The organism is Streptomyces sp. NPDC005402, from assembly GCF_040606575.1.
Taxonomy (GTDB): Bacteria; Actinomycetota; Actinomycetes; order Streptomycetales; family Streptomycetaceae; genus Streptomyces.
Genome location: NZ_JBEXFB010000002.1, coordinates 389,194 through 405,187, shown reverse-complemented (window position 1 = coordinate 405,187; position 15,994 = coordinate 389,194). Strand labels below are relative to the sequence as shown.

Sequence of the window (15,994 nt, the reverse complement as noted above, 5' to 3'; positions counted from 1 at the left end):
GCCGGAACCGGTACCGAAACCGGTTCCGGAACCGCTCCCGGTACCGGTTCCACCGATCTCTGTACGATCGGCCCTTCGGTGCGGGAGGACGTCTTCCGCCTCTGCGTGGAGTGAGAGGAGGTGGCATGGGAGTCACCATCGCCGACGTGGCCTCACGGGCCGGCGTCAGCAAGACGACGGTCTCGCGAGTGCTGAACGGCAAAGGCGAGATCAACGAGAACACCGTCCTGAAGGTCCGCGAGGCGATCTCGGAGCTGGGCTATGTGCCGAGCGCCGGAGCAGTCGGGCTCGCACGCGGCACGACCCAGATGATCGGCATGCTCGTGCCTGATATGGCCTGGGCCTGGGCCGGGATCGTGCAGGCGGTCATCGAGACGCTGGAGGCCGAGGGCTTCGGGCTGCGCATGCTGACCTGGAACCGCGGTGAGGAGTCACTGCGCAGGCTGGGCCTGCAGGTCGCCGCCAAGTCGTTCGACGGTCTGCTGGTGATAGAGCCCGAGGGCGCCATGGGGTACATCACGGAACTGCACGAAGCGGGGCTGCCGGTCGTGCTGATCGACGATCGCTTCCAGCGGCCGGGATTCCCCTACGTGGCCACCACCAACCGGGAGGGGGGTGCGCAGGCGGCACGGCACCTGCTGGACATCGGGCGCCGTCGTCCCCTGGTGATCACCGGTCCCGAGGCGTTCGGCTGCACTGGGGAACGGCTGGGCGGCTTCGTCGATGTCTATGCGGAAGCCGGGGTCGAGATCGGCCAACGCAGCATCGTCTGCGGTGACTTCGACTTCGACCGCTGCCGGAGCGAGGTCGCGCGCGCTCTCGCGGACGGCGTGGAGTTCGATTCGGTCTTCGCGCACAACGACCCCTCCGCGGCCGGCGTGCTCGCCGCCCTGCACGAGGCCGGTCTGTGGGTTCCGCAGGATGTCGCCGTGGTGGGCTTCGACGACGTCGAGATGGCGTCGTACACCTATCCGGCACTGACCACCATCCGTCAGCCGATGCGGGAGATGGGTGAGGCGGCGGCGCGTCTGCTGCTGGACCACGTACGCGGATCGCCGAAGGCCGCCCCCTCCTGCACCATTCCCACCAGCCTCGTGGTCCGTGGCTCGACGTTAAAGCCGAACTCGAACTGACGCCGCGTCATCGCATGCGTGGGGTGTCAGTGTCCTCCGAACCGTCCGTCTCCGCCATCCTGCCCGCCCCGCAGGCGGGGACGGACTCCAGCCAGCCACGGAACTGACCGAACCGGCCCTCGGGCAGGGCGGTAGGTCGTCCAGCTCCATCTGAGCTCCACCTGAAGCCGCTCCACGCTGCGGCCGCGACCGGCCTGTTCACCGGTCGGCTTCACCACCATCCACGCGGGACCGCGTTCACGGTCACCGCCGAGGCGCCGGCTCAGCCGCGCCTCCCCGATCAGGCACACCGGGCACACCCCGCCCGGCCCCCGTCACACCGCTTCGGACGTGCCAGCCGCCACCTGCGGCTGACCGTCGATGCCGCCGTCACCGCAGACGGCCTCCACCTCTCCGGCCGACCCATCCGGGTACCGCCCGGTCCCACCCTTCGCCGCCCCCCTGCGCCCGTATCGCTTTCAACGGCAAGGAGCCGCACAATGCGTACGACTACTCGTCACACCGTCAGAACCGCCCAGATCCTGTGCGTCACCGTCACGGCGGCCTTGGTGGCCACCGGCTGCGGTCGGAGCGCCGACTCCGGCTCCGGCAAGGACGCACCCGCGAAGCTCAGCAGCGGCAAGGCCACCGGCAAGGTCGTCATGTGGTCCATGGGCGACACCGACAAGAACCTCGAGAGCCTGGCCAAGAAGTTCGAGCAGCAGAACCCCGACGTCAAGGTCCAGATCACGGCGGTGCCCTGGGACGGCGCCCACGACAAGCTGACCACCGCGATCGCCGGTGGCAACACACCGGACATGTCCCTGGTCGGCTCCACCTGGATGGCCGAAATGGCCGCCATGAACGGCTTCCAGGCCACGCCGACGTCGATCAAGTCGGCGGACTTCTACTCCGGCCAGTGGGACACCACCAAGTACAAGGACACCGCCTACGGCGTGCCGTTCATTGCCGACACCACGGCGGTCTACTACCGGACCGACATCACCACGAAGGCCGGCATCAAGGGCGCCCTGGCCGGCGACCGGGACGGATACCTGAAGGACCTCAAGGCCATCCAGGCCACCGCAGGCAAGCAGAATCCCAAGCTGCGCCACGCCACCGGGCTGGTGATGGGCTTCAACTCCTGGCTCTTCCTGCTGCCGATGGTGTGGCAGGAGGGCGGTGACATCTACGACGCCAAGACCGGGAAGTTCACCTTCGACTCGCCCGAGGTCGCCAAGGCGCTGGAGTACTACGCGAGCGTCCCGAAGCAGGGCCTGGCGCCGACCGACAAGGCGGACAACCTGCAGGACTTCCGGGATGGGCTGACCGCCACGTACCAGGAGGCCGCGTGGGCCGGAGGCAGCCTCCACAAGGACTCCCCGGAGCTCGACGGCAAGTGGAAGACCATGCCGGTGCCGTACACCAAGAAGCCCGCGGGGTTCGCCGGCGGCAGCGACCTGGCGGTGTTCAAGGACGCCAAGAACTCCGACGCGGCATGGAAGTTCGCCCGGTTCCTCACGGAGCCCGCCAACCTCGCGGCCTATGCCAAGGCCACCGGCAGCCTGCCCCCCGCGCCCGAGGCGTGGACGGTGGGGAAGCTGACCGAGGACGAGAACATGAAGGCGTTCGCCGAGCAGCTCGAGGTCAGCAAGGCGCCTCCCGCCATCACCACCTGGCAGCAGATCGCCGACGCCATCGACTCCGAACTGGAGAAGCTGACCCTCGGCAAGGCCAGCGTCGCCCAGGTGCAGCAGTCGCTGCAGTCCAAGGCCACCAGTATCGGCACCGGCCGCTGAGCGCCGACGCGTGAGCAGCCCTCGTACGGACGGATGACATCCATGTCCACGAAAACGCTCCCCGGGCGGGGCGACACCCAAGAGCAGAACACCAAACTGCCGGAGCGGAGTGCCGGTCGCCGGCGCTCCGTGCTCCGGGGCACGGCGCGCGGCCGACAGACCCGGGCCGCCTGGGTTCTCGCCGCCCCGTTTCTCGCGCTGTTCGCGGCCTTCATGCTGCTGCCGGTGGTGTGGTCTCTGCTGATGGGCTTGACCGACACCAAGAACGCCGACCTGCGCACCCCGCTGAACGTGTCGTTCGTCGGGTTCGACAACTACGTGCGGCTCTTCCAGGACGAGCAGTTCCGCCACGCGCTGCGCAACACGGCCGTCTTCGTCCTGGTCGGCCTGCCGTTGACGCTGGCCGCCGGGCTTGCCGCGGCGGTCGCCCTCGACCGTGGCATCCGCCGCTTCCGGGCCGTGTTCCGGGTCGGTTTCTATCTGCCGGTGATCACCAGCATCGTGGCGGTGGCCGTGGTCTGGAAGACGCTCCTGGACCCGCGCTCGGGACTGGTGAACACCGTCCTGGGCTGGTTCGGGATCGACGGTCCGAACTGGCTGGCCGACACCCGGTTCGCCCTGCCCGTCATGATCCTGATGGCGGTGTGGCGCAATCTCGGCACAGTCATGATCATCATGCTGGCCGGGCTGCAATCCGTACCGCAGTCCCTGATGGAGGCGGCCGAACTCGACGGCGCCGGGGCCTGGCAGCGGTTCTGGCGGGTCACCTTCCCGCTTCTGCGCCCGGCCCTGCTGCTCACCGCCGTCACCACCGGCATCGGCTATCTGCAGTTCTTCGACGAGCCGTTCGTGATGACCGGCGGCGGACCGCTGGACTCCACCCTGTCGGCCACGTTGTACGCCTACAACCAGTTCGGCAACGGCAACTACGACATGGCGTCGGCCGCCGGCTACGTCATCTTCGTCCTCATCGTCGCGCTGACCGTACTGCAGTTCCGGCTGCTGCGAGACAAGGACTGACGCCCCATGAGCACCCTCACCACTCGCACGGCACATCCGGGCGACCCGGGCGCGGACGGCGCCCTGAGGCGCCGGCACATCCGGCAGACCTGGGGCCACCCCTGGATGTACGTACCGCTCGCCGGCGCCCTGCTGCTGACGATCGCGCCGTTCCTGTGGATGCTCTCCGGCTCCTTCAAGCCCGAGGCCGACATCCGCAGAGTGCCGCCGGTCCTGATCCCCACCGCGCCCACCACCGGCAACTACAGCCAGCTGTTCAGCAAGCTCGACTTCACGAGCATGTTCGCCAACTCCGTGATGGTGGCCCTCGCCGTCACCGCGGGAAACCTCCTCTTCTGCTCGATGCTCGGCTACGCCCTGGCCAAGCTGGAGTTCCGCGGACAGCGCGCCGTCTTCCTGCTGGTCATGGGGACGCTCATGGTCCCCGGCCTGGTCACCTTCGTACCGCTGTACGTGCTGGTGGCCAACATGAAGCTGACGGGCTCCATGCTCGGGCTCGTCCTGCCGTTCCTGGCCGGCCCGTTCGGCGTGTTCCTGATGCGGCAGTTCATCTCCACCCTGCCCGACGAGCTGATCGACGCCGCCCGCGTCGACGGCTGCCGCGAGCTGGCCATCTTCTGGAGAATCGTCCTGCCACTGACCAAGCCGGCCCTCGCCACCCTGGGGATCATCACCTTCCTCGGCTCCTGGAACAACTTCCTGTGGCCGCTGGTCGTGGCCCAGAACGAGAGCCAGTACACCCTCCCCGTCGGCCTCGCCCTGGCCAGCAGCGGACAGTCCTTCACCCACTTCGGGATCCTGCTCGCGGGCGCCGTGATCGTCCTGCTGCCCGTGATGATCGTCTTCCTCCTCTTCCAGCGCCAGTTCGTGGCGGGCATCGCCACCACCGGCCTGAAGTGACACACCTGCGTTGACCGGCGGCGACCTTCCGTCCGCCATCAACTTCCTGCCCCGTCACGACTGATGACCTATGACGACTGATGACTTGGAGTCCACAGTGGGACAGCCCGTCCGCACCGCGGCGTACCTGGATCCGGAAGCTTCCGTGGAAGCGAGGATCGAGGACCTGCTGTCACGGATGACCCTGCCGGAGAAGGCCGGGCAGCTGCTGACGCTCGACGCACAGCACGGGGACCTGGAGGACATCGTGTCGGCCAAGCTGGCCGGGTCCGTCCTGCACGTGACACCCGCGCTGATGCCGGAAGCGATCGAGCTGGCTCGGCGAACTCGGCTCGGGATTCCGCTGCTGACAGGCGACGACGGCATCCACGGCCACTCGTTCTGGCCGGGTGCGACCATCTTCCCGACCCAGCTGGCCATGGCCTGCAGCTGGGATCCCGCTCTGCTTCAGCGGGTCGCCCGCGTGGCCGCTACCGAGATCGCGTCCACTGGAATCCACTGGACGTTCTCGCCGGTCCTGTGCATCACCCGGGACCTGCGCTGGGGGCGAATCGACGAGACGTTCGGCGAAGACCCTTACCTGATAGGCGAGTTGGGCGCGGCGATGGTGCACGGCTACCAGGGGGAGGGCCTCGGCGACCCGACGGCCGTGCTGGCGTGCGCCAAGCACTACGCGGGCTACTCCGAGACTCTCGGCGGACGCGACGCGAGCGAGGCCGATCTCAGCCCGCGCAAGCTGCGCTCGTGGTTCCTGCCCCCGTTCGAGCGGGCGGCCCGGGCGGGCTGCCGCACGTTCATGATCGGCTATCAGTCGATCGACGGCGTGCCCATTACCGCGCACCAGTGGCTGCTCAACGAGGTACTCAAGGGCGAGTGGGGCTTCACTGGCACGCTGGTGACCGACTGGGACAACGTCGGCCGGATGGTCTACGACCAGCGGGTCTGTGCCGACCACGTCGAGGCGGCGGCTCTCGCCGTCAACGCCGGCAACGACCTCATCATGGCTACGCCGGCGTTCTTCGAGGGCGCCCAGGAGGCGGTCGCCCGGGGTCTGGTCGAGGAGAAGCAGATCGATGACGCGGTACGGCGGGTTCTGCGGCTGAAGTTCGAGCTCGGGCTCTTCGAGGACCCTCGTATGCCCGACCCCGAGCGGCAGGCACAGGTGATCGGCTGCCGCGCACACGCCGACCTCAACCTGGAGACCGCCCGTCGTTCCCTGGTGCTGCTGCGCAACGACGGGGTCCTGCCCCTCGAAGGCGGGCTCACCTCGGACGGAACCGGCCGCGCCGCAGGGCAGGGCACGCCGCGGACCATCGCGGTCATCGGCCCCAACGCCGACAGCCCGCAAGTCATGCTCGGCGACTGGGCGGGCGCCACCGGGCAGGTCCCGTGGATGCCCGAAGGCCATCCACGGGAGTCGGTGGAGACGGTGCTGGACGGCCTGCGCGCCGTCGCGCCGTCCGACTGGACCATCACACATGCCCGCGGGGCCGACATCGAAAGCCTCGCCTTCGACCCCACCCAGTGGTCGCTCGGGCCCGACGGCCAGCCGCAGCCGCCCGTCTTCACCCCGGCCCCGGTCGACCAGGCACAGCTTCGGGAGGCCACCGCCGCTGCCGAGGCCGCCGACTACGCCGTCGTCGTCGTGGGGGACACCATCGCGCTCGCGGGCGAGGTGCGTTCCACGGCCACGCTCGAGCTCCAAGGAGGCCAGCTCGCCCTGCTGGACGCGGTGGCTGCCACCGGCACACCCATGATCGTCGTACTCGCCCAGTCCAAGCCCAGCAGCCTCCCGGACTCGGCCCTCAACGCGGCAGCGCTCATCGAGGCGTTCAACCCGGGTATGCGCGGCGGTCGCGCCATTGCCGAACTCCTCCTCGGGCTGATCGAACCCAGCGGCCGGCTCCCGGTCTCCTTCGCCCGCCACGTCGGACAGCAGCCCGTCTTCTACAACCAGGTGCGCGGCCAGCACGGGGACCGCTACGCCGATCTCACCCAGGACCCCCTGTTCGCGTTCGGCGAGGGCCTGAGCTACACCACCGTCACCTACTCCGGCCTCACTGTGCACGAGGACGAGGTCTCCGCCGACGGCACCGTCCACGCCACGGTGCGACTCACCAACAGCGGAAGCCGTCCGGCCCTGGAGACGGTCCAGGCGTACGTCAGCGACCTGACCACCAGCGTCACCTGGGCCGAGCAGGAGCTGAAGGCTTTCACCCAGGCTGAAGTGCTTCCAGGTGAAACCGTTGCCGTCGACATGAGCATCCCCGCCGCGCAGTGCTCACTCGTCACGGCCGACAACCGCCGCGTGGTCGAACCAGGGGAGTTCGCCCTCCGCGTCGGCCCCAGCTCACGGCGGGAACAACAGCTGAGCGAGCAATTCCGCATCCGGGCCTGAAACGCCGCCTGTCGGCTATGCGAAGGCCGCTCGAAGCCCCCGCCCAGCCGATCCCTGACCCGGCTGGGCGGGCCCCTCCGAACCACCGAAAGGCACGCGTGTGTCCACCACACCCCGCGATGTGCACTACCCCGTGGTGCACCTGCGCCCGCCCCGCAACTGGGTCAACGATCCCAACGGGCTGGTCTTCCACGACGGCCACTACCACGTCTCCTACCAGTACAACCCGTACGGCGCGACACACGCGAACATGCACTGGGGCCACTTCCGCAGCCCCGACCTGCTGACCTGGGAGCCGCTGCCGATCGCCCTGTCACCGACGCCCGGTGGCGTGGACGGCGACGGCTGCTTCTCCGGCAACGTCGTCTCCGACGGCGACCGGCTCGTCGCCTTCTACTCCGCGCACCTCGTGGAGCGCTCGCCCCAGCACCAGCCGGTCACCTGTGCCGTCTCCCACGATGGCGGCCAGACCTTCAGCCCGCGAGGCGAACTGCTCATCCCCGAGCTGCCCGAGGGCTGCACCATGTACCGCGACCCGTACGTCTGGCGTGACGGTGCCGGCTGGCGGATGCTGGTCGGCGCCGCTCTCGCCGACGGCCGGGCCGCCACCCTCCTGTACGACTCACCCGATCTGGAGACCTGGGTCTACCGAGGGCCCTTCGTGGCCCGTCATCCGGAGCCCATCGGCGGCACCGAGGAGCTCACCGGCGATGGCTGGGAATGCCCCCAGTACCTCCCGGCAGCCGGCGGACCGGCCGCGCTCATCTTCAGTACCTGGACCGAACCTACTGGCCCGATGCGCGTCGCAGCTCTGATCGGCGAAGAGCACGACGGCCACTTCAGGGCAGGCGGCCCGGTGTGGGCGGACCACGGCCCGGACTGCTACGCACCTGCCCTCCTGCGTGCACCTGGCGGCAGATGGCTGCTGTGGGGCTGGTCTTGGGAAGCCCGCGACCAAGCCTGGGCCGTCGCCGGCGGATGGGCCGGCGTTCTGACCGTGCCCCGCGAGATCCATGTCGGCGGCGACGGCATGCTGCGTCAGCGGCCCGCCACCGAGCTGCTCGCGCTGCGCGGTGAGCGCACTGTGCAGGCCGAGGGTGCGACCCATGGCCCGGAGCCGGTGGAACTGGGCAGCGTGGGACGCGCCTTCGACCTGACGGCCCGTCTGCAGCCGACCGGGATCGCCGGCCTGCGGCTGCTCACCACCCCGGACGGATCCGAGTACCTCGACATCCGTCTCGATCCGGACGCGGGCGAACTGGTCGTCGACCGTGACCACGCCTCCCTGGACACGCGGGCCCACGGCGGCGCCTACCGGATGCCCTGCCCCACCGGCCAGCCGGTCGACCTGCGCGTGGTCGTCGACCACTCCATCGCCGAGGTCTTCCTGACTTCTACCGGCCAGGTCCTCACGCTGCGCTTCTACCCGACAGGGCAGGACGCGTGGCGACTTCAGGCCCGCACCGCACCGGGCACGCGCCTTCGCTACGCGGTCGACGCGTGGGAGCTGCACCCGCTGGTGATCAAGACGCCGACCGCCGGCGCCGCAGAGCAGTACTGAAACCAACAGGTCTGAAGGAGGATCCTCAATGAGCTCGCACGATTTTGGACGACGTCAGTTCCTCACCACCGCCATCGGCGTCGCCGCAGCCTGGACCCAGGTTTCCGGCAACGCTTCCGCCGCCACCTCCTCGCGCAATTCTTCGGTGCAGGTCTGGCTGACCGACATATCGGCCAAGAAGTGGGTCGTCGGCCAGAGCGATGTGCTGTTCCGGACGAAGAGCGCCAGCAACCCGCTCACCATCAAGGTCGACGACAGCGTCAAGTACCAGAAGATCCAGGGCTTCGGGGCAGCCATGACCGACTCCTCCGCCTGGCTCATCAACAAGCTGTCCACCGCTGACCGAGCGAAGCTGATGCAGAAGCTGTACGACCCCTCGAAGGGCATCGGCCTCAGCCTGATCCGTACGCCGATGGGCGCCACGGACTTCAACGCGTCCGGCAACTACTCCTACGACGACATGCCGGCGGGACAGACGGACCAGACGCTGGCCAACTTCTCGGTCCAGCACGACGAGAAGTACATCATTCCGGTCTTGCGGCAGGCTCTCGCACAGAACCCGTCCGCCAAGATCCTGGCCAACCCATGGAGCCCGCCAGGCTGGATGAAGACCTCGGACTCCATGATCGGAGGCACCCTCAACAGCGAGAGCACTTCCACGCTGGCCGACTACTTCGTGAAGTTCATCAAGGCTTACGACAAGGCCGGTGTGCCCATCTCCTACATCACGCCGCAGAACGAACCCATGGGCACGCCCAGCTGGCCCGGCATGTTCCTGTCCGCATACCAGGAATCCGCGTTGATCCAGGAGATCGGCCAGGCGTTCGCGGCCAACCGCATCTCCACGAAGATCCTGGCCTGGGACCACAACTGGGATGTGCCCTCGTATCCCGAGACGATCTTCAGCGACCCCGCCGCCTCCCAATACACGGCTGGCACCGGATGGCACATCTACAGTGGCAACCCGACGTACCAGACTGTGGTCCACAACGACTTTCCGGGCAAGGAAACCTACATCACGGAGGCCAGCGGAGGCGTCTGGCAGGGCGACGACGAGACGGCGTTCAATGACGCACTCGGCACGTGGATCATCAAGGGCATGCGCAACTGGGCCAACGGCGTGATGTTCTGGAACACCGCGCTCGACCCCAAGTTGGGGCCGCTCAACAGCGACACCAACGGCATCCCCATGTGCCGGGGACTGGTCACGGTCGATCCGGACAGTGGGCAGGTGTCCTACAACGTGGACTATTACGCACTCGCTCACGCCAGCCGGTTTGTGAAGCCCGGAGCGCATCGCATCTACTCGAACACCTTCGGGGAGGGAAGCATCGAGAGCGTCGCGTTCCTGAACCCGGACGCCTCGAAGGTCGTGATCGCGTATAACTCGGGTAGCGCGGCGAAGAACTTCAGTGTGGCGGACGGGACGCAGTCCTTCGACTACACCCTGAACGCCGGCGACGCTGTCACGTTCACCTACACGGGCGGGCGCAGCGGCGGGACCCCCGCGGCGACCAATGTCTTCGACCCGACCCATGACTTCACGTTCAAGTCGTCGATGGGGCCGATGACGGTCACGTACGACCCGGCACTCCTGCAGTACCAGAACGCAGTCCGCACCGGAAGCAAGCTGCTCACGTACTCCCTGCCGATCGGAGCGTCCATCAAGACGCCCGGAACGTCACTGAGCCGTGGCAAGTGGACCGCCACGGCCTCGTCGAGCCCGGACTGGGGTGCGGCCGCGAACGCGATCGACGGCGACATCAACAGCCGGTGGAATCTCGGCCAGGGGACGACCAGCGGCGCCTGGTTCCAGATCGATCTGGGGAGCCCGACGAGCTTCAACAAGATCGTCTTCGCCACCGGAGAAAGCAACTCCTTCGACTACGTCACCAAATACCAGGTGTATGTCTCGGACGACGGGGCCGAATGGGGCAGCGCGGTCGCGAACGGCAATGGGAACATAGGGAAGATAGCCGTCACGTTGCCAACTCGGACGGCACGGTACATCCGCATCGTCTGTGTCGCGGCATCCGGTTTCTGGTGGAGCGTCGCCGAAATCAACGTATACGGATCCGCGAGTGGCACCGGTTCGATCGCAGCCCCGACGGCGGTGCCCAAGGGCCTCCAGCTGAAGACGTGGACCAGTCCGGAAGGGGCGCAGGTCACCGCGGTGTTCAACGGCACCGCCAGCAGCCAGAGCTTCCCGGTGGCCGCCGACGGCTCGTACACCTACACCCTCACGAGCGGGACCTCGGCGATGTTCACCACGCAGAAGCTGTCAAGCTTCCCCGCACCGGTCTTCAGCAGCCTGAAGCCGAAGCAAGGCATACCGCGTGCCAAGTTCACGATCAGCGGTTCTCACTTCGGTGACGCCCAGGGGCTGGGTACGGTGCGTTTCGGGAAGCTCTTCGCCGAAATCGACAGCTGGTCGGACACGAGCATCAGCGCGTACGTGCCGAGCGGTCTTCCGGTGGGGACGTACAAGGTCTCGGTGAACGGCGCCAGCGGAGCGGACGCGGGTGAAGCTTCCTTCGACGTCATAGACCTGGGCCCCGCTCTGTCGCGCACGGGCTGGACCGCCACGACCTCCGACACAAGCCCGTACAACGACGGTCCCGCGAACATGCTGGACGGCGATTCCAGTACCCGGTACAGCTCCGGAAGGGGCCAATACGACGGCCTGTGGATCCAGGTGGACATGGGGCAGACGCAGACGTTCGGCAAGATTCTGCTGGATTCCGGCAGCAACATCGGCGACTATGCGCGAAGCGCGGACATGTACGTCTCCGCGAACGCAACCGACTGGACCAAGGTCTCTTCCATAAAGGACGGCCAGCGAGTCGAGTTGATTTCCTTCCCGACCCAGACGGCTCGCTACATCAAGGTCGTCAACACCGGTGATGTCGCGAGTAACTGGTGGTCAATCGCGGAATTCAACGCCTACAACTGATCTCGGGTTTTCACGGCCGGAGTGACACGCCTCGCTGAGGGCTCTCACCATAAGCCGGTCTCCGTGACGTGGAGCCGAGTCGGGTGGCCAGACGTCTGGTGCGTCGCTGGTGGCGCTCCACGACGCTGGGAACCTGCTCGCGGAACGCCACCAGCGGGCAACCGGGCACCGGGCAGACCCCCACCGACGCCACGACCTGTCGTCCGTCCATCGGCACGTCCGCGACCAACCGCGCGTGGAAGACATGGACTCGCCCGGTCAGCTGCCCACACACCGGGCACGGCACCGGATCGTCACTGATTCGTACCGCCACCCGGATCACGTCGCCTTCCTCCGTCACGCCGACGACAGGCGTCCCCCTTCGGTACTACCGATTACGGGGAGAGGGACGGCCGTCACCCGTGCGGCACTGCACTGGAGGGCTCAGGAACGGAGGCCAATGCATACCTCGGCCGTGACGCTCGTTTGACGCTCTGAGCGTTCAAAGGGTCCTTCGGTGGAGTCGAAAATGCCATCTGACCTGCGGTTACGTCAGGGGGCCACACTTCTGACGTCATTTCGATGACGCGGTCCCAGCCAAAAGTCCCAGAAAAGTCCCAGAGGTGCCGCCGCCTCCCCTCCCGCCTCGCGTTTATGCAGGTCAGGAGGGGTGTAGCGGCACTTTTCCTGAAGACCTTCAGATGTCCCGGAAGATCTCGATCTGCGCCCCCACCGAGTTGAGCCGCTCGGCCAGGTCCTCGTAACCGCGGTTGATGACGTAGACGTTGCGCAGCACGGACGTGCCGTCCGCCGCCATCATCGCCAGCAGGACGACCACGGCGGGGCGCAGGGCCGGCGGGCACATCATCTCGGCGGCGCGCCAGCGGGTCGGGCCCTCCACCAACACCCGGTGCGGGTCGAGGAGTTGGAGGCGTCCGCCCAACCGGTTCAGATCCGTCAGATAGATCGCGCGGTTGTCGTAGACCCAGTCGTGGATGAGGGTCTGGCCCTGGGCGACCGCCGCGATGGCCGCGAAGAAGGGGACGTTGTCGATGTTCAGGCCGGGGAACGGCATCGGGTGGATCTTGTCGATCGGCGCCTCCAGCTTGGAGGGCCGGACCGTGAGGTCGACCAGTCGGGTACGGCCGTTGTCGGCGACGTACTCCGGCGTACGGTCGTGGTCGAGCCCCATCTCCTCCAGCACCGCGAGTTCGATCTCCAGGAACTCGATCGGCACCCGGCGCACCGTCAGCTCCGACTCCGTCACCACGGCCGCGGCCAGCAGGCTCATCGCCTCGACCGGATCCTCGGAGGGGGAGTAGTCGACATCCACGTCGATGCGCGGCACGCCGTGCACAGTGAGCGTGGTGGTGCCGATGCCCTCGACCTTGACCCCCAGAGCCTCCAGGAAGAAGCAGAGGTCCTGGACCATGTAGTTGGAGGAGGCGTTGCGGATGACGGTGACGCCGTCGTGGCGGGCCGCCGCGAGCAGCGCGTTCTCCGTCACGGTGTCGCCGCGCTCGGTCAGCACGATCGGGCGGTCGGGGCGGACCGCCCGATCGACCCGGGCGTGGTACTGGCCCTCGGTCGCCGCGACGTCCAGACCGAACCGGCGCAGCGCGATCATGTGCGGCTCGATGGTCCGGGTGCCGAGGTCGCAACCTCCGGCGTACGGCAGCCGGAAGCTGTCCATGCGATGCAGCAACGGGCCGAGGAACATGATGATCGAGCGCGTGCGGACCGCGGCCTCGGCGTCGATGGCGCCCATGTCCAGCTCGGCCGGCGGTACGAGTTCGAGGTCGACGCCGCCGTTGATCCACCGGGTGCGCACCCCGATGGAGCTCAGTACCTCCAGGAGGCGGTAGACCTCCTCGATGCGGGCGACCCTGCGCAGCACCGTGCGCCCCTTGTTGAGGAGCGAGGCGCACAGCAGGGCCACACACGCGTTCTTGCTCGTCTTGACGTCGATCGCGCCGGACAGCCGACGGCCGCCGACCACACGCAGATGCATCGGGCCCGCGTAGCCCAGAGAGACGATTTCACTGTCCAGTGCTTCACCGATACGGGCGATCATCTCAAGGCTGATGTTTTGGTTGCCGCGCTCGATGCGATTGACGGCGCTCTGACTGGTGCCGAGCGCCTCGGCAAGCTGCGACTGTGTCCAGCCCCGGTGCTGCCGGGCGTCACGGATGAGCCTGCCGATACGTACGAGGTAGTCGTCTGCCATGGGGCTGAGGCTATCTCAGATATGAGATGGCGCATTCCGGGGAGGTCCGTTCGGGGGAGGGCCTGGACGAACGTGAGGGAACGTCAGTGACGCTTGGCGCTACGGGTTCGACGCCATCCGAAAGGTCCGGGCAAATCAACCGATGTCGTACGACGTCCCGTGCTGCTGTGGGTGTGCTTCGGCCCGTGGCTTCCCCCGCCGGTGGTGATGGACCAGGAGCGCCGGTTGATGTTCAGTCGCACCCCGGGAAGGATCCGGAAACTCTTGCGGAACGTGAGCGGCATCGGGGTCTCCCATCGAAGGTTCGGTCTCGTGCTTGCGACGGTGTTCGAATACCCCCGCCCGGCGAAGTGATGGGTGCCGGGTTTGTAACCGCCCCGCTCCGGCGGGCGAGTTGGGGCAGGACGTGTCGTCCGGGGTGGACGTCACCCGCGACGCCCGTCCCGGCAACGCGACGGCATCCGGTCGGCTTCCTCTTCCGGAGTCGACCGACCGCCGCGTCGAAGCGTCACCCGACGGTGAGCCACCTGGCTGCGGCTCCGCACCCGCGACCGAGGCCGAAAGGTCGACCCGAAGCCTGGCCCGGACATCGCGGCCGGTGTCCCCGCGGGGGCCTGGCGGACATCGCCACCCGAAAGGCCGCGAGGCCGCGAAACCGGATGGCCGGACGGCCGTCTGGTTTCGCACAGCACACCCACCGCGCCGGGCGCCGCGGTGGCCGCGAGCCGGGCCGAACTGTCGCCCTTCGGGACTGGAGCCGGACGTCCGGCGTGATTCCGGTCGGCACCGGCATGGTCAGGGTCGGGACCAGCCGTACCGTGCCAGGTCACCGGCACGCGTCGGCCGCCCCGCGAGGCTCCCGGAAGGCGACGGTCACCCCGGCTCGCACGGGATCCACGAGCCGCCCGGACATCACGGCAAGTGCCCTGTCTCAATCGATCGAGAGCAGTGCGGGCCCGTGACCTGGGGTGCCCACGATCGGATGAGACCAGCGCGGGCTCATGTCTCAAACGATCGTGGGTGTCCTGTGCGAATCGGGGCGGGCTGAGATGCTCGGCTCATGGTGGATCGGGCCGATCGTGTGCAAGGTGATGTCGTCAGTCAGGGGAAGTATGCGCGTGTCGAGAGGGAGAGACGGTTCCTGCTGGCAGGGCCTCCGGCTCCTTCGGCGGTCACAGTCACCCGTGTGATCACAGACCGGTATCTGGTAGGGACACGTCTGCGTCTGCGACGGGCCGAGCGCCCGGATGTCGGTGGTTGTGAACTCAAACTCACCCAGAAGGTGCCTGCCGATCGGCCGGGTGCCGTGCAGGGGCTGATCACGAATACCTACTTGTCCCCAGCCGAGTACGACTTGCTTGCCTCGCTGCCGGCTGCGGTGTTGTCCAAGACGCGGTTCAGCGTGCCTCCGTTGGGCGTTGACGTCTTCGACGGTCCTCTGCAGGGCTTGGTCCTGGCGGAGGCCGAGTTCACCAGGGATGAAGAGGCCCTGGCCTTCGTACCTCCTGCGGAGTGCCTGGCGGAGGTCACGGACGACGCGCGCTTCACCGGCGGGAGACTGGTCGGGGCTTCCCGGCAGGAGTTGATGACCTGGCTGGCCGAATACGGAATCCGTCCAGAGGCTCTTCAGTAGGAGGGCAGGGGCAGGGGGAAGGTGCGTAGGTCGGTTGCGGGCCGTTTGGTGAGGCGGCGGATGGTCTCTTCGTGGAAGAGGATGGTCAGGATCTCCCATCTGTTGATGTGAAGAGCCATCTTGAGTTGCGCTGCCCGCGATAGGCGGGAAAGGGCCGCGACGGGCGGCCCACCTCGAACCGCTGCGGCCACCTCACACTCATCGGACCCTGCCGATCGGCATCATCAGGGCCGATCAACGTCATCCAGTAGTCCGCTGCATCCATCCCGGCCTCCGCAGCCAAGCGCCGACGCGGTGCAGCGAAGCTACGAAAGGCCGGACGCCGGTGCTCACGGAAGACTGAGACACGACACCGTTTGCCCGGAGAAGACTGAGACGTGGGTCCATTTGCCCAGGGAAGACGGAGACTGCC

At 67.5% G+C, this 15,994-nt stretch carries 12 protein-coding genes; 8 read left to right on the top strand and 4 right to left on the bottom strand.

The features are described from left to right. Positions 1 to 125 precede the first annotated feature (125 nt). The 6 genes from ABZT02_RS04880 (at position 126) to ABZT02_RS04855 (ending at position 8,790) form a co-directional block, all read left to right on the top strand. The gene (locus ABZT02_RS04880) at positions 126 to 1,133 is read left to right on the top strand and encodes a LacI family DNA-binding transcriptional regulator (RefSeq protein ID WP_356014235.1); all 1,008 of its coding nucleotides are present in this window, start codon (positions 126 to 128) and stop codon (positions 1,131 to 1,133) included. A 479-nt stretch (positions 1,134 to 1,612) separates the two neighbouring features. After that, the gene (locus tag ABZT02_RS04875) at positions 1,613 to 2,911 is read left to right on the top strand and encodes an extracellular solute-binding protein (RefSeq protein WP_356014233.1); all 1,299 of its coding nucleotides are present in this window, start codon (positions 1,613 to 1,615) and stop codon (positions 2,909 to 2,911) included. Positions 2,912 to 2,953: 42 nt separating this feature from the next. Further along, entirely contained in the window at positions 2,954 to 3,931 is a 978-nt protein-coding gene (locus ABZT02_RS04870; RefSeq protein WP_356014231.1) for a sugar ABC transporter permease, read from the top strand. Positions 3,932 to 3,937: 6 nt separating this feature from the next. Next, on the top strand, positions 3,938 to 4,831 hold the full coding sequence (locus tag ABZT02_RS04865) for a carbohydrate ABC transporter permease (RefSeq protein WP_356014229.1): 894 nt from the start codon (positions 3,938 to 3,940) through the stop codon (positions 4,829 to 4,831). Positions 4,832 to 4,901: 70 nt separating this feature from the next. Then, positions 4,902 to 7,229 carry a glycoside hydrolase family 3 N-terminal domain-containing protein gene (locus ABZT02_RS04860; RefSeq protein ID WP_356014227.1) on the top strand — a complete coding sequence of 776 codons (2,328 nt, stop codon included), beginning with the start codon at positions 4,902 to 4,904 and terminating at the stop codon, positions 7,227 to 7,229. 100 nt (positions 7,230 to 7,329) lie between these two features. Then, positions 7,330 to 8,790: a glycoside hydrolase family 32 protein gene (locus tag ABZT02_RS04855; RefSeq protein WP_356014225.1), complete on the top strand. Its 1,461-nt coding sequence runs from the start codon at positions 7,330 to 7,332 to the stop codon at positions 8,788 to 8,790. A 54-nt stretch (positions 8,791 to 8,844) separates the two neighbouring features. Here the strand turns inward: ABZT02_RS04855 and ABZT02_RS04850 are convergent, their stop codons facing one another. Next, entirely contained in the window at positions 8,845 to 9,177 is a 333-nt protein-coding gene (locus ABZT02_RS04850) for a hypothetical protein (protein WP_356014622.1), read from the bottom strand. Between ABZT02_RS04850 and ABZT02_RS04845 the strand changes: the two genes are divergently transcribed. Next, the gene (locus ABZT02_RS04845) at positions 9,086 to 11,743 is read left to right on the top strand and encodes a discoidin domain-containing protein (RefSeq protein WP_356014598.1); all 2,658 of its coding nucleotides are present in this window, start codon (positions 9,086 to 9,088) and stop codon (positions 11,741 to 11,743) included. The two genes, ABZT02_RS04850 and ABZT02_RS04845, sit on opposite strands and share 92 nt — an antisense overlap. A 676-nt stretch (positions 11,744 to 12,419) precedes the next feature. Here ABZT02_RS04845 and ABZT02_RS04840 read toward each other — a convergent pair. After that, on the bottom strand, positions 12,420 to 13,949 hold the full coding sequence (locus tag ABZT02_RS04840) for a UDP-N-acetylglucosamine 1-carboxyvinyltransferase (RefSeq protein ID WP_356014224.1): 1,530 nt from the start codon (positions 13,947 to 13,949) through the stop codon (positions 12,420 to 12,422). 83 nt (positions 13,950 to 14,032) lie between these two features. Beyond that, positions 14,033 to 14,233: a DUF4236 domain-containing protein gene (locus ABZT02_RS04835; RefSeq protein WP_356014223.1), complete on the bottom strand. Its 201-nt coding sequence runs from the start codon at positions 14,231 to 14,233 to the stop codon at positions 14,033 to 14,035. Between the two features lie 902 nt (positions 14,234 to 15,135). Here ABZT02_RS04835 and ABZT02_RS04830 point away from each other — a divergent pair. Then, positions 15,136 to 15,582 (top strand): hypothetical protein, encoded by a 447-nt coding sequence (locus ABZT02_RS04830; protein WP_356014221.1) that lies wholly within the window; start codon positions 15,136 to 15,138, stop codon positions 15,580 to 15,582. Here the strand turns inward: ABZT02_RS04830 and ABZT02_RS04825 are convergent. After that, positions 15,576 to 15,701: a hypothetical protein gene (locus ABZT02_RS04825; RefSeq protein WP_356014219.1), complete on the bottom strand. Its 126-nt coding sequence runs from the start codon at positions 15,699 to 15,701 to the stop codon at positions 15,576 to 15,578. The two genes, ABZT02_RS04830 and ABZT02_RS04825, sit on opposite strands and share 7 nt — an antisense overlap. Positions 15,702 to 15,994 lie beyond the last annotated feature (293 nt).